This is a genomic window from Enterococcus sp. S53 (genome assembly GCF_016516865.1).
GTDB classification, from domain to species: domain Bacteria; phylum Bacillota; class Bacilli; order Lactobacillales; family Enterococcaceae; genus Enterococcus_D; species Enterococcus_D innesii.
Genome location: NZ_JACVUH010000006.1, coordinates 58,301 through 76,202, shown reverse-complemented (window position 1 = coordinate 76,202; position 17,902 = coordinate 58,301). Strand labels below are relative to the sequence as shown.

The window sequence follows — 17,902 nt, the reverse complement described above, 5'->3', positions numbered from 1 at the left end:
TTTCTCGAGAAGTCGTATGATGAAGGAGGAGGCAGGCAGTTTGCTTCTGACAATCAATAAGAGGAGGGTGTTCAACATGGACGAACAGCCACTAGGCAAGGAAACAGAAGCAGGGTTGATTGCTGCAGGATATCGGAAGTATCGTGGCGAAGCGATCGATATTTATTACAACAAAGAGATCTGCACCCACAGCGGCAACTGTGTGCGGGGCAATCCCGCTATTTTTGAAGTTGGACGGCGCCCATGGGTGATTCCTGATAACGGGGAAGCAGCGCAAGCGGCACAAGTGATTCACACTTGCCCCAGCGGTGCATTAAAGTACATATTAAAGGAGGAAGAACCATGGAAATCTTAGAAGAAAACACTCGATTTGTGTTAAAAGACGGCGACAAAGAAATCGGTGAAATGACGTGGTCGGAAGCGGGCGAAACGCGCTTGATCATTGACCATACCTTTGTCGATCCCGCTTATCGGGGCCAAGGTCTGGCCGAAAAATTAGTGGCAAAAGGGGTGGAAAAAGCCCGCAAAGAACAAAAGAAAATCATTCCATTGTGTCCTTTTGCCAAAAAAGAATTTGAACGCAAGCCAGAATATGCTGATGTTTGGAACCAATAAATAAAAAAGACCCCCGTCAGCTCAAGCAGGTACCTTTGAGCTGACGGGGGTTTGTGGTATGGCTGCTCAATGTTGGAATTGAGCATGGTACAGGCGATAGTAATAGCCTTGTTCTGCCAGTAATTCTTCATGGGTTCCTTGCTCCACGATTTGACCGGCATCCATCACCAGGATCTTGTCTGCTGCTCGAATCGTTGATAAGCGATGGGCGATCACAAAGCTGGTTTTGCCTTCCATCATTTTCAAGAAAGCATCTTGGATTTTTTTCTCAGTCAGAGTATCAACCGAACTGGTTGCCTCATCCAAAATCAGCATGGGTGGGTTGCTGATCATCGTACGGGCGATCGTTAATAGTTGCCGTTGCCCGTCAGAGATCTTGATCCCTTGATGACCGATCGGTGTATCTAGTGTTTCTGGTAGGCGCATCACATACTCATACATATAGGCATGCTTTAAGGCCTCGTAGATTTCTTCATCTGTGGCAGTGTCATTGCCGTATTGCAGGTTTTCTCGTAAAGAGGCATCAAAGAGCCACGTATCCTGCAAGACCATTCCGAAGCTTTGCCGTAATTCTTCTCGTTTCAACTGACGAATATCGGTGCCATCGATCTTGATTGCCCCTTTATCGACATCATAGAAACGCATCAGTAAATTGACCAGCGTCGATTTACCAGCACCAGTTTTTCCGACGATCGCGACGGTTTCTCCAGGTTTTGCGGTAAAAGTGAAATCTTCAATCAATTTTTGACCAGGATCATAAGCAAAAGAAACCTCCTCAAAGGCAATCTCGCCTTTGATCTCACCCAGTGATTGAGATTCTTGGTCATCGGCTGTTTCTGGCTCTTGATCCAATAGCTCAAAGGTTCTGGAAAGTCCAACTAATGCCGTTTGGATCTGGGTGGTAATTCCCGACAATTCAATGAATGGTTTCGAAAACTGACTGGAGTAGATCGTAAAGCTGGAGATCACCCCAACCGTGACAGCCCCTGAACCAGAAAAGTAAAGCAGACCGCCGACAAAGCCGACTGACAGATACGCCAAGTGATCGACGAATCGTGAAAGGGGATTGGTCAAAGAAGAAGAAAACTGTGCTTTTTGCCCCCGGACATTCAATTCTTGGTTGATCGTTTCAAAACGGTTTTGGTTGATGGTTTCTCGATCAAAGGCTTTGACGATTTTTTGATTGCCGATCATTTCCGTAACAAAGCCAGATATTTCGCCGACGATTTCTTGTTGGCGAGCAAAATGCGATTGAGACGTTCGTGCCACGATCCAGTTGACCAAAAAGATGATCGGGGTCGAAACCAATACGACCAACGTTAAGGGCACACTCATTTGCAGCATGACGACTAAGGCGATCAAGACGACCGAAATACCAGAGAACAACTGGTTAAAGACTGCAGCGACGGCAATGGAAATATTGTCCATGTCGTTGGTAAAGCGACTGACGATGTTGCCGTGGGAGTTTTGGTCATAATAGCGCAACGGCAATGTATTGAGATGGGCAAAGCCTTTTTTACGTAAGTCGGCGACGGATAAATACGCCACGCGGTTGCCTAGTCGCTGGATCAACCATTGACTGACCACAGTCACTAAAACCACTCCGGCAAACAAGAGCAAAATGCGATAGAGGGCGCTGAACTGCACTTGATCGGCACCTATCAGCTGATCGACGGCTTGACCGATCTGATACGTCATATAAACCGAGGAAACACCAGCAGCGATCCCGAGGACAACTGCTGCCCAAGTTTCCTTCGCGTAGGCAGTCAAATAAGGGAGGTAGCGACGAAAGGCCGACCAATCGAATGATTTCTTTTTCATGCTTCTTCCTCCTCTGCCTGTGATGCCACGATTTCTTGGTATTCTTTTGACGTTGCCAGCAGTTCTTCATGGGTCCCTTTGCCTACCAAATTCCCTTGGTCTAAGACTAAGATCTGCTGCGCATCTTGGATGGAGCGAACCCGTTGGGAGATGATGATGACCGTACCACGAATGCTTTCTTTTAAAGCCATCCGCAAATCAAGATCGGTTTGATAGTCAAGGGCACTTAGAGAATCATCCAAAATCAAGATATCTGGTTTAGCGATCAATGCTCTGGCAATCGTTAACCGTTGCTTTTGTCCTCCAGAAAAGTTCTTGCCGCCTTCAAAAATCGGGGTATCCAATTGCTGCGGCAAGGCTTCAACGAAGTCGCGGCTTTGAGCGATTTCTAGTGCACGCCAGCACTCTTCATCGGTGGCATCTTTTTTGCCCCATTGCAAGTTTTCTCGAATCGTTCCCGTAAACAGCACGGCGGTTTGAGGCACCATGGCGATTTTTTGGCGTAATTGCTGTAAAGGCCATTTCCGCACATCGTGTCCGTCAACGATCACTTTGCCATCTGCCACATCGTAGAAGCGGGGGATCAATTGGGTCAAGGCAGATTTCCCACTCCCGGTTGGTCCAGTGATACCTAAAATAGACCCCGGCGCGACTTGGAAATCAATGTTTTTCAAGGCTAATCCGTATTCTTTTGAAAAGCGGAAATCAACGTGCTCAAAGCGAATCGCTCCGACGTTGTTTTTCGGCTGATCCATGAAGACTTCTGAAAGCTCATCGCCGATCGACGGCTCAGTGGCTAACACTTCGTTGATCCGTGAACCAGATGCTGCCGCACGGGTAAAGATGATCACTAAGTTGGAAACCACGATCAACGCTAAGAGCATTTGATTCATGTAATTGACCAGTGCCAATACTTGTCCTTGCTGCAAATTGCCAATATTGACCTTGAATCCACCGATATAAAACAACGCGATAATGCCGACATTCATGATCAAGGTGGTGGCAGGCGTCAATAAAGCAGAGAGATTTGTGACCCGTAAATAGACGTCACTTAAATCATCAGTTGCTTTATCAAAACGTTTCGTTTCCGTTTTTGTGCGGGCAAAAGCACGAATCACCCGAATCCCGCTTAAATTTTGACTCACTAGTTCGTTCAATTCGTCGAGATGAATTTGAACTTTCTTATATAATGGCACGGTTTTGGCGATGATCCAGAATAAGACGATACAAAAGAGCGGTAAGACGAGTAGGAAAATCAAGCCAGCTTGCCAATCAATGACAAAGGCCATAATCACCGAACCGATACTTAAAAAGGGCGCACGGACCACCAGCCGAATCAGCATCGCCAAAGCAATCTGCATCTGATTGATGTCGTTGGTCATTCGGGTGATCAAGGTATCCGTCCCGAATAAGTTTAGTTCGCTATGGGAAAGGGTGTTGATTTTTTTCATCAAGCGATTGCGTAGTTCCGTACCGAAGCCTTGAGAAGCGACGGAAGCATAATACTGGCAGATGACGGCACAGACCATGCCTACCACGGACATCACGATCATCCAGATCGTCATTTCAACGACCTTCGACCAATTGTTTTGCCGTAGCCCCTCATCGACTAAAGCGGCCATCTGCAAAGGCAGGACCAATTCAAACACCGCTTCTAAAAATTTGAAAAACGGACCAAGAATAATCTGCTTGCGATAATCCTTGGCATAGCGTAACAAGCTAATCATAAAAAACCTCCTAAATTATTTCGGATGAGCAGGATGTTCACTGGCCAAACAGGCAAAAACCAAACTATCGGTCCATTCCCCCTTGTTCCACCAGTCTTGGATAAAATGTGCTTCTTGGCGTAATCCAATGCGTTGGCAAAGCTTAGCTGAGGCCTGATTGCGGGCGTCTAGCGTCGCTTGGACCCGATGGATCTTCTGACTGGCAAACAACCAGCCCAACAATTCATTCAATGCTTCTTGAGCAAACCCTTGTCCGCCAAATGACGGATGGAAGGCATAGCCGATTTCAACGGAAGACGGTTGACCAGTAGACCACACCGACAAATCGCCGATGACCGTTTGGTCGTGTAGTACTGCCAAAGAAAGACCTGCTTGGTCCGCCAAGGGTGCTGTTGACACTTTTTGGCAAAAGCCGCAGCTGCCGTTTCTTTCTGCCAAGGCTCATGAAGTAAGAAACGGCAGACTTCCGCTTGCTGATAAATAGCAAAGGTATCGGCAAAATCACTTTCTTCAAACGGACGGAGCAGTAAACGTTCACTTGCAATAAAACCCATAACAGCCTCCAATTCTTTAGGGACATCTTACCATAGAACGAAATAGCCGAAAACATCCCCTGAAAAATCTATTCATTTTCTTGCAAAAAAATGTAAATCACTTGAAAAGTCTTTTTCTAGGAAAACGAACCTTGCCAGTTGCTGCTCATTTACCACGACTGCCAGCGAGCAAGAAAGGTTTTTTGCCAATCTCCCAAGGGCAAGATCACTCGCTGCATTTGAAAACGGTAGGTTTCCCCTTTATAAGTAAAGCGAATCGGGACGAGCATCCCTACAACAGGATCTTTGTGCTGTTTTTTCAGCTCAGCAAGCGGTATGCTTTTGTGTTGCACGACTTTTGTCGAGAAAAGATTCAACGCCAAAATCGTCAAATGCTGATTATCTAGAACGAGCAGGCTACGGCTGGTGATGGCGTTGAAGGACTGCCATTTTGCATAGCCGATGGTAGCCCCTTCTGTCCTATAGGGGGCTGCCAATGATTGGAAGGTTTTTTTATTTAAAAGAAACATAGGTAGAAAACTCCTTATCAGTTAGAATCAGTTTCGCCGCAAGCAAGCAATCAGTAATCAATGCAGGAAAGCGGTCAGTCCGTTGCAAATGGCTGCAGCATTTGCCGAACGTTTTCAGTATACGCTTGTTTGAGGACTAACGGGTGGATTTCTTTAATAGTTGGACCAAATTGTAAGAGAAAATCAGCCAGAAAACCCAGCTCATTGTCGGCAATGTGCCCCTCTAAGCAAAGCTCGCTAGGACGTTCCACCACTGCCATGTCAGGATATTTTTCTTGCCACAAGCGTTCCTTTGCCGATAGATCAAAGCGGATGTGATAGCCCAGTGTTTGTGTCAACACTTGTTGCTGCAGCTGTTTTTCAGCTAACTGCTGCAAGGTATAGCCTGTTTTTTCAGTCGGAGCAAGTCCCTGCATTGCATCACAGCGATAGCGGCGAAAAGCCTGCTTTTGACAGTCATAGGCCAAACAATACCAGTAACCAGCACGAAAATCCAGCTGATAGGGTTGTACGGTCTTGTTCGTTTTTTGATAACGCTGATAGCTAAATTGGATGACCTGTTCTTGTACGATCGCTGAAAAAAGCGCTGAGAGGATCGGTGTACTCGTCAATTGAGGCACCCCTTGAAACGAAACCGCCGTCTCCATTTTTTCTAACCACTCGGTGTCTCCTTGATAAAAAGACTGCAACAGTTTTCGCCGTAGCCCTTGATAGCTCCGATCAAAAGGAGAATCGGTTAATTTTTGTAAGAGCTGCAAAGCAAAAAAAAGAGTATACCGTTCATTTTTGTCAAAGTACAACGGGGTCAGTTGATTTTTCAAAATCTGATAGCCGCCATAACGACCGGCTTCTACCACGAGAGGCAAGCCCAGCTCTTCCAATGATTGGACATCACGGACGGCTGTACGTTTTGAGATTGCGAAGGTTTCCATCAAATCGGCTAGATGAAAAGTGGTTTTTCCTTGTAAATACAATAGTTCCTGAGTTAAGCGTTCTGATTTTTTCATTTCTTTCTCCAATGGTGCCAAGTTTTGGCAATATTCACAGTTACACTTATGGTAACAAGAAAAGGAGGAACCAACAAATGATCGAACCAAAAATCGCTTTGTTTTTAACGTTAGACGGCAAAGCCCAAGAAGCCATTCAATTTTATCAAGAAACATTAGACGCAACCCTCTTATTTACCATCACCAACCAGGAGTATCGTGAGAGACTTGATCCAACGCTGGAGATTCTTGCGGGACAAGAACAGTATCTTTCTCACTCCATCCTACAGATCGGAGATTTTCAGTTGCAGCTGGCAGACAATCCATTAGTTGAAGGAGAGACGATTCAGCGAGGCAATCACTTGTCACTGAGTTTGACGCTAGCGGAGAGCCAAATAGCTCAGAAGCTTTATCAACGATTGAGGCAAAAAGGCAGTCAGACGATCCAAGCACCAAGTGAGAATGCTTTTGCGTTTTTTTATGCAAGTGTTCGCGATCCCTTTGGTGTAATTATTCAGCTGACTGTCGAAAAAGAAGTTGATCCCTCCAAAAAGGGTGAATGAAAAAACTCGTTTTTTAATAAAATATCCATAGAAGTTGACTAATTATCCAAGTTTCTTTTAATCCCAGAATTATTTTTAAGGAATGTTTAAAGGACTTCACAGAAAAAGAATAAAACTTCTTAAAAAAATAGGCGGATCGTAAAAATTCTGGTACAATCGGGGAGAGCAATTCAGGAGAAATGAAGGAGGCACTATGGATAGAAAGACGAGATATAAACAGCAAAGAGCCCACAAAGCGCGCAACAAACGCGTGATAATTGGAGGAATCTTTCTTTTCGCCATTGCAGGTATCGTTTTATTTGCCGGCTATACGTATTATGCAGCAAAAAATTCAGTGGATAAAATGTTTAAAGAATCCGCTGTGATCAGCTCTAATAAAAGTAAACAGGACAACTCATTAAAAGCTTCTGACGTGAATTCAAAGTTTGGGATCTTGTTAATGGGTGTTGATAATGATGCGGAACGTGAAAAGACAGAACATTTGGACAGTGCCCGTACCGACAGTTTGATTTACATGGTGTACGATGGCGAAAACAAGAAAATCGATATGGTCAGTCTCCCTCGAGACATTTGGACCAACATTTATGATGGAACAGGAACCGGGACGATTGCTGCTACCGCCAAGATCAATAGTGCATTCACGATTGGTGAGGAAGACGCAACGATTGAAACAGTCCAAAACTACCTGCAATTGCCAATTGACTATTACGTAAACATCAATTTTACCAGTTTTGAGAAAATCATCGATGCCATCGGAGGGATCACTGTTGATGTGCCTTACGACATCAACAAGAAATATACTTCAGACAACACGGGAGAAACATTGATTCCAGAAGGTCGTCAATTGTTGAACGGTGAACAAGCCTTGATTTTTGCCCGCATCCGTAAAATGGATACCGATGTGGATCGAGGAAATCGTCAGCAAGAAGTTATTGAAGCAGCGATCCATCAAGCTTTGAAAATCAATAATGTCACCAAGTACCAAGAAATTTTAGACTCAGTCAGCGAAGACGTGAATACAAACTTCAAGTTTGAAGACTTAGTATCTTTAGCAGGCAATATGTTGTCTGGATTCGATATTCAAAAACATACCTTTGAATGGTACGATGGGGAATCTTATGATGGACAATCGATCGTATATATTCAAGATTATTCTTACAATGAAATTCGTAACGATATGTTGAAAGCATTAGGTCAAGCACCCGCAGATACACAAGCAGATGCGAATACAGAAGCCCAAACCGGCGTAGGTACCGATACAGGAACCGAAACCGGTGCAGGAACTGGCGACGGATACGGCTCGGAAGTCGTTGATGACGGAACCGGCTACTAATCAAGAGAAAAAAGTCAGGAGCGATCCTGACTTTTTTTGTGCCCTCAGTCCTTTTTAAACCCCAGTGAAGACAAGGTCAGACCCGCAAGCCACTTTCGTTTTCATCTAGGAAGTGCAGTGCTATGCTTAAGAAAAGAGACAGATTGTTACAGCGAGTCCGACACCGAAGGAGGAAGTATGATGGAAAAACAGCAAGAGCAAAAAGCCCGTAGAATCGTTTTGCTGACCCATGTCTTAGGGTTGATCATGAAAGCCATCGGCTACTTCTTTAGCGGCAGTGCAGTCTTGATGAATGAAAGTATCCATAGTCTGATCGATTGCATCAATCAAGGACTTCTAGCCATCGGTGAAAACCGAGCACAGCGAGGACGCAGCGAACTGCATCAGTTTGGTGAAGGACGAGCGACCTATTTTTTTAGTACTGTAGTTGCCATGACAGTTTTTTTAGGTGGTGGGATTTTAGCGGTTGTTGAAGCCAGCCGTGATCTGCTAGACCCCACCCACGAAGTGGAACAGCTCCAGCTGGTGGCAGCGATCTTATTTGTCAGTTTGTTTATTGAAGTGACCGCCGTTCAAGAGGGGTGGCAAGAAGTCAAAGAACAAAACAAGCAAAACCAGCCCCTCGTCCGTTTCCTAAAAGAAAGCCGCGATTCCGATCTGCTTTTAGGTTTCACGGAAAATTTATTTGCCCTAGGTAGCGTGACGATCGCCATCGTAGGAATCTTATTGACCGCATTGACGGATAATCCGATATTTGATTCCCTCGGCGGCATTTTAGGTGGATTGTTGTTGATTGCTGCTGCTGTCTTTTTAGCCAAAGAATTTTATAGCCTCTTGATTGGAGAAGGCGCCTCTGCTTCTGATTTAATGACGATCAAACAAATTTTAGCCGACCCTGCCATCATTCAAATCAAAGATTTGCGAACCCTCCATCTAAGCCCAGAAGAACTTTTGATCGTCGCCGACCTTACCTTGAAGCTAGGACCCGAAGAACCAAGCGTATTTATCGATACGATCGAACAGCGGATCAAACAGGCTTTGCCTGATCTGCGAGTCTATTGCTACATCGAGAGTGAGGAAGTTCCCTCTTAAATTAGAATAGATACGAAGTATTCTTCGGTTGGTGATTTATCATTCAAACGAGGAATGCTTTTTTGGGGTATTGGCGTGCTTGTTTTATATGAACACAATGGATCATGACTTGTTTTGCTTCAACCTTTTCAGATGATCAGCAAGGAGAATGTCAGCGAGAGGTCGCAATTCAATTGTTTTTTTAGCAATAAACAATTTTTTTTGTTCAAAAGTTTGTTGTTTTTGTTAAAATAAAGTAAGGACAGCAAGCGTTCTCTTTTTAAAGTTATTTTTTTGCTAGAGTTGTAACATTGTAAATCACAACATAGCAAAAGCTTAGTTTATTAAGAAAACACCGAAACGAGTACCTGTTTGGCATTACTGACATGCTGCCCAATCGTCACCAAAAGCGGTGGTGCTAATTTTGTTACGACTGTTTTTTTACACCACTTGTGAAGCAAAATCCTTTGCGAACATCTTCATCCATGATAGGTTAGAAGTAGGCCGGATGGTTTTTTCACAAAGTACGTACATAGAAAGATCACTTGCGACGATTAAAAGCAGCTGCTTCATTGCTCGCAAAATGATCGATGCTCAACACACATACCTATTCCCTCAGCCAGTCAACCTGCGCTTGCTTTTCTTATTGGTTATATTCCCTTCACTCAGCAATTGCCTGAACCGATTCAAATCAAAAAATGACTGTGCAAGGTATCTGTACCGATTTATCCCTTCAGAAACGTGGAAACCCTCGGCAAGAAGTTTATAATTTAAAGGAGGAATTTGATGGAAAAATTTTACCAGCAAAAGACTGAAGAGACCTTGAAACATTTTGAAAGTGACCGCAAGCAAGGCCTAAGCGGGAAAGAAGCCGACAAACGCTTAGAAAAATACGGAGAAAACACGATCCAGCAACAAGAATCCCTTTCTGTATGGGAATTGCTGTGGCATAACTTGAACAACTTGATTGTTTATTTATTGCTAGCAGCTGCGTTACTCTCTTTTGCGATGGGGGAAACGATTGAAGGAATTGCAGTATTGATTGCCGTGGTGATTGCTGTAATGACAGGTTTTATCACAGAGTTACGAGCACAAAAATCAATTGATTCTCTTCAAAGCATGATTTACACTACCGCAAAAGTGATTCGTGATGGAGAAGTAATGGAGATCGAGTCGGCAAAAATCGTTCCAGGCGATATTCTCGTTCTGGAAGAAGGGGATGCCATTGCGGCTGATGCCCGCTTACTTGAAACGAGCAACTTTGCCTGCATCGAATCAGCGCTGACCGGTGAATCAGAAGCTGTTGAAAAAGATGCACGAGAAACCTATGAAGAAGATGTTCCACTAGGTGATCGCCGCAATGTCGTTTTCGCAGGAACTGCGGCAACTCGGGGAAATGCCTATGCTGTAGTGACAGAAACCGGTATGAAGACTGAGGTCGGAAAAATCAGTGACATGCTGACGGGTGACAAAAAGCGTCAAACGCCGTTAGATATCGAATTGGACAAGCTAGGAAAAGCAATCATTATTGCCGCGCTTTTTGCTGCGGTGGCAGTTTTGATCGCTGGGGTCTTGACGAATCAACCATTTGTCGAAATGATCCATATCTCGATTATTTTGGCGGTCGCAGCGATACCTGAGGCAATGCCAGCCGTTTCGACGATCACATTGTCCCGAGGCATGCGGACGATGGCCGAGCACAAAGCACTGGTCAAATCGTTATCAGCTGTTGAGACCCTGGGCGCCACCAGTATCATTGCCAGTGACAAAACGGGGACGCTGACAGAAAACCAAATGACGGTTGCTGAGATCATTTTAGGTTCAGGAGAAATGTTCAAAGTAACAGGAAATGGGTATGAACCCAACGGGAAATTTTACAAGGCAGACTCGAAGGATGAAACCGAGATCGATGCAGCCAATCATGATGCGCTGCAAGGGATGATCGAAAATGGTGCTTTATGTACCACCGCCACTTTACGTGAAAACGAAGGGCAATACGAGATCCTCGGTGATCCAACAGATGGGGCGTTCGTCGTTTTAGGTCAAAAAATCGGCATCGATCGCCAAAAAGAGCAGGACAGCGGGCTGAAGAAAATCGCAGAAATGCCTTTTGATTCCGACAACAAATACATGGTGACCGTGTATGAAGGAAAGCACAGGACATTGATCATCAAAGGGGCACCAGATGTCTTGATTGATTTAGCCGATGCTGATGCCCAAGAAAAAGAACAGCTTCATGAATACAATGACACGTTAGCCAGTCATGGGCAGCGGGTGATCGCTGTCGGTTGCATCAAGGATTATCAAGGTGGAACGGACGAAGCAGAGCTGAAAGCAGCACTGCAGGAAATCAAGATCCAAGGCTTTGCGGGCATCGTCGACCCGCCGCGAACAGATGTCAAAGAAGCAGTAAAGGTCGCACAAGAAGCGGGGATCCGAGTGAAAATGATCACGGGGGACCATCCGAAGACGGCGTCCATGATCGCCAAAGAAATTGGCTTAAAAGACCATGAAAAAACCATGACGGGTCGTGAGATCGATGAATTGGCAGGGCAAGAAGGCTTTAACGAAAAAATCGAAGAAGTCGCTGTCTTTGCTCGAGTTTCACCAAAAAATAAATTACAGCTTGTGGAAGCGTTGCGTGAAGAAGGCGATATCGTTTCAATGACTGGCGATGGGGTCAACGATGCGCCAGCACTCAACGGCGCCGATATCGGGATCGCCATGGGGATTCGGGGGACAGAAGTAGCCAAAGAATCTTCCGATATGATTTTGACGGATGACCGTTTTGGAACGATCGTCGATGCTATCAAAGAAGGACGCATCATTTTTGACAACATCAAAAAATATGTTTCCTTCCTGTTCTCTTGTAATATGGTTGAGATCGTGACGATCTTTCTAAGTGTCATTTTCTTGATGCCCATGCCGATCCAACCGCTGCATATCCTTTTCTTGAATCTAGTCATCGATATTGCTCCAGCCATGGCATTAGCCTTTGAACCAGCTGAAGACGACATTATGAAGCGCCAGCCCCGCACAAAAGCGGATGGCCTCGTTAACAAGCGTTTCTTAGGGCGCATTATTTTAAGTGGGGTCGTGATTGGTTTGGTGGCGTTTGGCTTCTTCAACTTCCTGATGCTGACGGATCACGAGTTGCTTTATGCACAAACAGCAACCTTTACCTTTATGGCAGTGGCGCAATTAATGCATATTTTCAACGTTCGTAAGAGCAGCGGCTTTGGTTTAGACAAAACCCTCTTGAAAAACAAACCATTGATGGGGGCATTGCTCCTTTCCGTCGGCTTACAGCTTTCAGCGGTCTATGTACCGTTTATGAATGAGCTATTGGATACGATGCCGATTCAAGCTGGCACGTGGGGCATTATCTTCGCTGCTGCAGCGATCTCTACATTGATCGTGATGGGCTTGAAGAAACTCTTCCAATTAAAATAAAATAAATTCTACCGTATTTTTTTCGATACTGGAGTCACGAAGACTCGCAGCCTGATGGTGTACCTTTATCAAAGACTTTCTGATTCGATTCTTGATGAGGTTCGCCTAGCTGCGGGTCTTTTTTGCTTACTCTTTACAAGCAAAAGAAAATGATTTATACTTGACTAGTCAACAGTTGATAAGTCAACGATGAAAGGAGCGGTTTATGCAATGAATTTACGTGAGCTAAGCGGATTGCTGTATCGGATGAAAATCGTAAATCAAGAATTAACGGCGATCTTTGAAAAAGAGACTGGCTTTAGTCTGACCCGTTATCAGTTGCTGCAGTTTTTGAATGAGCAAGGACGCTGTACCCAAAATCAAGTACAGAATGAATTGAAGATCGATAGTGCAGCGGTCACTCGGCATTTGAAGATTCTCGAAGAAAAACAATTTGTGACACGGGAACGAAACAAAGACAATAACCGCGAGATTTTTGTTTCTTTGACACCCAAAGCACAAACCGATTTGGCTAGTTGTGCTTCAAAGCATGCCAGCTCTGAGGAGTCGTTAGGCATCAATTTGACCGAAAAAGAAGAAGCACAGCTTCTAACATTACTTATGAAATTAGTTCCATGAAAGAAGGCAAACCCATGACAGAATACAGCAATAACAATTTTTCAGAGATCACCTTTGGCCGAAAATCGGTTCGTGTCTATGATGAAACATACAAAATCCCCCATGAAGAAATGTTGACCATGATCCAAGAGTCAACGACAGCACCTTCCTCAGTCAATATGCAGCCTTGGCGCTTTGTCGTTGTGGAAAGCGATGAGCAAAAAGCAAAATTGAAACCGTTGATTCGTTTCAACGTCCGTCAAAATGATACCTCTTCTGCAATGGTCTTGATTTTTGGCGATATGCTTTGTCATGAACTTGGGGAAGAAATTTATAACAAAGCAGTAGCAGAAGGCAAAATGCCAGCAGAAGTACGTGACCAACAATTAGCAGCGATCATTCCTCATTACGAAAATCTTACAAAAGAACAAATGAATGATGTGGTGAAGATCGACGCTAGTTTAGCTGCCATGCAATTTATGTTAGTTGCGCGGGCGCATGGCTATGAAACCAACCCAATCGGCGGCTTTGAAGCAGATCAATTAGCCGAAGCTTTTGGCTTAGACAAAGAGCGTTATGTTCCTGTCATGATCCTTTCAGTCGGAAAAGCCAAAGAATTAGGCTATGAATCCGTTCGGTTAGACGCAGAACAAATTACGACATTTCTATAAGAGGAGGGAAAACGATGGAAATCATCAATGCAACGTTTTACATCAAAGAAGAAAAGCGGGCAGATTTTTTAGCAGCTGTTACGCCATTATTAGCATCGGCGAGAGCTGAGGAAGGCTGCCACGGCTATCATCTCTATGAATCATTGGAAGAGAACAATCGGTTTGTCATGGTCGAAAAATGGGCGAATCAAGAAGCAATTACCGCCCACAATCAAAACCCGCTGCTGCAACAATTATTCCAACAAATGCCTGACTTTGCAGCCAAACCGAGCGAGATCGTTGTCGCTCATCAAGGAGAATAAAGATGACGATTTTATCGACGATTTTGATTGTACTGGTTGCCTTAGAATTTTTCTATATTCTCTATTTAGAAACATTTGCCACTACATCCAAAGCAACAGCGCGGGTCTTCAACGTGACGAAAGCAGAACTTGAACGACCGATCGTTGTGACCTTGTTCAAAAACCAAGGCGTTTACAATGGGCTGATTGGTTTGGGGTTACTGTATAGTATTACCTTTGCTTCAGCGCCATTGGAAATCAGTCGCTTGCTGTTGATCTACATTATCTTAGTGGCTGCATATGGCAGTGTGACTAGCGACAAGAAAATTATTTTGACCCAAGGCGGTCTAGCGATCCTTGCCTTGCTATCCACCTTTTTTTAACCAATAAAAGAAGAAGTCCCCCGATCGAAGAAAGCATTTCTATACAATAGAAGCTTTCTTCGATCGGGGGCTTTTAATGTTTGGGCAAAGAGTACTCAGAACGTGAAAAAAATGATAGGATAAGAGAAGGGACTAACGATTTTCTGGACGTAAGCTGGTTGCTGCAAATAAGGCTTTTACTAGAATGGGTGTTAAGATCGCAGCTGTGATCACCTCAGAGATTCCATTCGTTACAGCAATTCCACCGAGGGTCACGAATAAAGCCGAAGCATCGACACCATAGGTAGTGGCAACTAAGCCAGTATACAAGGTTCCCATTAACGTTAAGACCAAAACTGTATTGGTGATGGTCCCAAAGATTGCGGCAACAATCGAAGCAGCGACGACCTTTTTGGTCTTTTTGTAAATGATCGTAAACAACAGACCAGCCACTAAGCCAACCAACACACGGGGAACCACCGAGATGATTGGGTTGGTGAAAACGGCAATGTCTAAGGGTGTTGTCGGAGAGGTAAACGCACGGATCATGGTAAAAATCCCCCAGACTAAGCCGATGAACATCCCGTCTTTTATCCCTAAAACGATGGCAGCGACGATCACCGTGATATGGATGATCGTTAAACTAGTGATACCGATCGGAATAAATCCAAGGAAAGGCACCATCGTCTGTAAAATAATAATAGCAGTCAAAATGGCACGAATGACAAGGCGATAGGTTTTGCTTTTTGTATTCATTGTAAAAACTCCTTTTTTATAATGACACTCGTGTCATTTTTAAGTTAGGTTGATTATACAACAAAATGACACGAGTGTCATTAATAATGTGATGAAAGGAGCCAAAAAAATGGCAAAGAAGCAACAGAGCGAATTGACTACAGCGGAAAAGAAAAAACAACAAAAGCGTGATTTGATTCTTGAAAGTGCCAAAGTCGTCTTTAGTAAGAAAGGCTTGATCGATGCGACAATGAAGGACATTATCGAAGAGTGCGGCATTAGTCGTGGTGGCATTTATTTATATTTTCGTTCGGTGGATGAGATTTTTTTGGCAGTGTTAGAGCAGCGCTCCAAACGAAAATTTGATGATGTACGAGAGATGATCATGGAGCAAGTGCCCTTTGAAACGATTTTAAACAAATATTTTTCCGACCATCGCAAGCGTCTACTCCACAGCATTTCTGACGGTATGCTGCGAGCCGTCTACGAGTATTACTATACGCATAAAACCGAAGCCTCCAGTTCCCTGCAGCAAGCACAACTTTCTGAGACGAAACGGACGATCCATGAGATCTTTCAAGTCGGCGTTCAGCAAGGCGTGTTAAAAGATGAAAACTTGGCAGTGATTGCAGAAAACTATATGTTCGTGATTGAAGGATTGGGGATTTTGGCTCTGACCGGTCACATCACAGAACAGACTATTGATGACCAAATCGCTGTAATGAGACAACTACTCCCTTATCGCGAATAACTAAGACAAAAAAACTCGCTCTTTTCTAGAAAACACTAGGAAGGAGCTTTTTTCGTCTGTAAATATTTTGTGAATCAAGCATATTTTGCAGAAAATTAATGTAATCAAAGTGAAATCTACAACATTATTTATTTTTTCTTAAGAAAAAGGACTTTTTCTATGAAGTTTTCTTGAACAGTTGATAAATAGGGATTCACTAGGGGTGTCGATCGCAGAGGAGTGGGGAACATGCAATAAAAAAACAGAGTTTATTTGTGTAACTAAAATGTAAATCGCTTACGGATTGGGTTTGCTGCTGAACTATGGTAAAATGAAAATGGTCAAATAAATGAAAAAAAAGTTTTAAAATTGAATTTGGAGGATCAGATGAAGAAGAAAATCTTTGCAACAGTGTGTATGTGTGGCATTGTATTGTCATCATTCGGCGGACCTGTGACCGTTTTTGCTACGAATCACGATCAATTGATCGAACAAAAAAATAACGAGATTGATCAGTTGAGACAGCAACGTCAAAGCGTACAAGGGGAAATTGATGGATTGTCTGCAGAAATTGATTCATTAAATCAAGAAGCAGCAATCATTTTAGCGCAGCAAAGTGATTTGTTGCAAGCGATCGAAGGATTGGATCAGGAAATCAGTCAGTTAGAAGAGCGGATTGCCAAACGCTCAGAAAACATCGAAAAGCAAGCCAGAGAAACACAAGTCAATGGAAAAGGCGACAATTTTCTAACAGCCGTACTAGAAGCTGATTCTGTCAGTGATCTAGTGGGTCGGGTCCATGCCATGACGACGATCATTCGAGCGAATAATGAAGTGATCGAACAACAAAAAGCCGACCAACAAGCAGTGGAACAAAAGCGTGCGGAATCACAAGAAAAAGTGGCAGAATTGCAAGCAGCACAGAGCCATCTGGAAGCACAAAAAGGTGTCTTAGAAGCAAGCCAAGCAGAATTAAATGTCTTGGTTAGTCAGTTAGCCTACGAAGAAGCAACGAAAGAAGAAGAAAAAGAACAGCTGCGGGCGGAAAAAGAAGCCTATGAAGCGGAGCAAGCAAGAATCCGTGAAGAAGCTGCCCGTGTTGCTGCTTTACAAGCCCAAGCGGAACAAGCGGCGCAACAGCAGGCAGAACAAGCTGCAGCGGAAGAAGCAGCCTTGAATGAAGCGGCTGCTCAAGCAGAGGGCACCGAATCTGACGCAGAAGCAGAGAGCCCAGCGCCAGTGGAAGAGCCAGAAGCGCCAGCAGAAACGCAGCCAGAGGAAACGCAAGAATCTGAACCAGTTGAAACACCAGAGGCTCCAGAAGAAGCACCAGTAGATACACCAGAAATTCAAGAGCCAGAAACACCAGTGACAGCAGCACCAGAGACGCCAGCGGACAGTGCACCTGCAGTTCCTGCACCAACGCCAGTTACACCAACACCGGCACCAACGCCTGCTCCGTCACCTGCACCGATCGTGACGCCGCCAGCACCTTCTGCACCAGCATCAACAAATGGTGCTGCAATCGTGGCAGAAGCTTATAAGCATATCGGAAAACCCTATGTTTGGGGTGCCAAAGGACCGGACAGCTTTGACTGTTCTGGGTTTACTCGCTATGTCTTTTTACAAGTAACAGGGAGAGATATTGGTGGATGGACGGTACCACAAGAAACAGCGGGTACAGTGATTTCCGTTAGCCAAGCACAACCAGGAGATCTATTATTCTGGGGTTCATCAGGCAGCACCTATCATGTAGCCATTGCTTTAGGTGGCGGACAATACATTCATGCACCACGCCCAGGACAAAATGTTTCTGTTGGCAGTACCGCTCATTTTACACCTAGCTTTGCAGTAAGAATGTAAGAAGTAGCTAGCTGTAGTTTTAAGGAGAGAC

17 protein-coding genes and 1 pseudogene are annotated in these 17,902 nt (G+C 44.3%); 12 read left to right on the top strand and 6 right to left on the bottom strand.

The features are described from left to right. The first annotated feature begins 76 nt into the window (after window positions 1–76). Window positions 77–355 (top strand): (4Fe-4S)-binding protein, encoded by a 279-nt coding sequence (locus tag IAE45_RS09635; protein ID WP_015509363.1) that lies wholly within the window; start codon window positions 77–79, stop codon window positions 353–355. Next, window positions 343–615: a GNAT family N-acetyltransferase gene (locus tag IAE45_RS09630; protein WP_010747845.1), complete on the top strand. Its 273-nt coding sequence runs from the start codon at window positions 343–345 to the stop codon at window positions 613–615. Before IAE45_RS09635 ends, IAE45_RS09630 begins: the two co-directional genes overlap by 13 nt. A gap of 66 nt (window positions 616–681) precedes the next feature. Here the strand turns inward: IAE45_RS09630 and IAE45_RS09625 are convergent, their stop codons facing one another. From IAE45_RS09625 to IAE45_RS09605, 5 genes and pseudogenes are all read right to left on the bottom strand, one after another. Next, entirely contained in the window at window positions 682–2,436 is a 1,755-nt protein-coding gene (locus IAE45_RS09625) for an ABC transporter ATP-binding protein (RefSeq protein ID WP_200126281.1), read from the bottom strand. Further along, window positions 2,433–4,163 carry an ABC transporter ATP-binding protein gene (locus IAE45_RS09620; RefSeq protein WP_200126279.1) on the bottom strand — a complete coding sequence of 577 codons (1,731 nt, stop codon included), beginning with the start codon at window positions 4,161–4,163 and terminating at the stop codon, window positions 2,433–2,435. The genes IAE45_RS09625 and IAE45_RS09620 overlap by 4 nt, the downstream gene beginning before the upstream one ends. A gap of 15 nt (window positions 4,164–4,178) precedes the next feature. Then, a pseudogene (locus IAE45_RS09615) lies at window positions 4,179–4,717 on the bottom strand (GNAT family N-acetyltransferase). A gap of 149 nt (window positions 4,718–4,866) precedes the next feature. Beyond that, window positions 4,867–5,226, bottom strand: coding sequence for a hypothetical protein (locus IAE45_RS09610; RefSeq protein ID WP_200126277.1), 360 nt, complete (start codon window positions 5,224–5,226; stop codon window positions 4,867–4,869). A gap of 74 nt (window positions 5,227–5,300) precedes the next feature. Next, on the bottom strand, window positions 5,301–6,233 hold the full coding sequence (locus tag IAE45_RS09605) for a helix-turn-helix transcriptional regulator (protein WP_200126275.1): 933 nt from the start codon (window positions 6,231–6,233) through the stop codon (window positions 5,301–5,303). A 77-nt stretch (window positions 6,234–6,310) separates the two neighbouring features. Between IAE45_RS09605 and IAE45_RS09600 the strand changes: the two genes are divergently transcribed. The 8 genes from IAE45_RS09600 (at window position 6,311) to IAE45_RS09565 (ending at window position 14,564) form a co-directional block, all read left to right on the top strand. Further along, the gene (locus IAE45_RS09600) at window positions 6,311–6,775 is read left to right on the top strand and encodes a VOC family protein (protein WP_200126273.1); all 465 of its coding nucleotides are present in this window, start codon (window positions 6,311–6,313) and stop codon (window positions 6,773–6,775) included. Between the two features lie 193 nt (window positions 6,776–6,968). Continuing rightward, window positions 6,969–8,108: an LCP family protein gene (locus IAE45_RS09595; RefSeq protein ID WP_086292080.1), complete on the top strand. Its 1,140-nt coding sequence runs from the start codon at window positions 6,969–6,971 to the stop codon at window positions 8,106–8,108. A 177-nt stretch (window positions 8,109–8,285) separates the two neighbouring features. Then, window positions 8,286–9,200 carry a cation diffusion facilitator family transporter gene (locus IAE45_RS09590; protein ID WP_128431860.1) on the top strand — a complete coding sequence of 305 codons (915 nt, stop codon included), beginning with the start codon at window positions 8,286–8,288 and terminating at the stop codon, window positions 9,198–9,200. A gap of 765 nt (window positions 9,201–9,965) precedes the next feature. Further along, window positions 9,966–12,632, top strand: a complete 2,667-nt coding sequence (locus IAE45_RS09585; RefSeq protein WP_200126271.1) for a cation-translocating P-type ATPase — start codon at window positions 9,966–9,968, stop codon at window positions 12,630–12,632. A 210-nt stretch (window positions 12,633–12,842) separates the two neighbouring features. Continuing rightward, entirely contained in the window at window positions 12,843–13,250 is a 408-nt protein-coding gene (locus IAE45_RS09580) for a MarR family winged helix-turn-helix transcriptional regulator (RefSeq protein ID WP_200126269.1), read from the top strand. 14 nt (window positions 13,251–13,264) lie between these two features. Next, entirely contained in the window at window positions 13,265–13,900 is a 636-nt protein-coding gene (locus IAE45_RS09575) for a nitroreductase family protein (protein WP_008378805.1), read from the top strand. Window positions 13,901–13,914: 14 nt separating this feature from the next. Further along, window positions 13,915–14,202, top strand: a complete 288-nt coding sequence (locus IAE45_RS09570) for a putative quinol monooxygenase (protein ID WP_016608137.1) — start codon at window positions 13,915–13,917, stop codon at window positions 14,200–14,202. Between the two features lie 2 nt (window positions 14,203–14,204). Next, window positions 14,205–14,564: a DUF1304 domain-containing protein gene (locus IAE45_RS09565; protein ID WP_016613516.1), complete on the top strand. Its 360-nt coding sequence runs from the start codon at window positions 14,205–14,207 to the stop codon at window positions 14,562–14,564. Window positions 14,565–14,696: 132 nt separating this feature from the next. Here IAE45_RS09565 and IAE45_RS09560 read toward each other — a convergent pair whose 3' ends face one another. Next, on the bottom strand, window positions 14,697–15,299 hold the full coding sequence (locus tag IAE45_RS09560) for an ECF transporter S component (protein WP_200126267.1): 603 nt from the start codon (window positions 15,297–15,299) through the stop codon (window positions 14,697–14,699). Between the two features lie 109 nt (window positions 15,300–15,408). On the opposite strand from IAE45_RS09560, the gene IAE45_RS09555 reads away from it, so the two are divergent. Both IAE45_RS09555 and IAE45_RS09550 read left to right on the top strand, forming a co-directional pair. Continuing rightward, window positions 15,409–16,029, top strand: coding sequence for a TetR/AcrR family transcriptional regulator (locus IAE45_RS09555; RefSeq protein WP_015509375.1), 621 nt, complete (start codon window positions 15,409–15,411; stop codon window positions 16,027–16,029). A 366-nt stretch (window positions 16,030–16,395) separates the two neighbouring features. After that, window positions 16,396–17,871 (top strand): C40 family peptidase, encoded by a 1,476-nt coding sequence (locus IAE45_RS09550; protein ID WP_200126265.1) that lies wholly within the window; start codon window positions 16,396–16,398, stop codon window positions 17,869–17,871. Window positions 17,872–17,902: the final 31 nt, after the last annotated feature.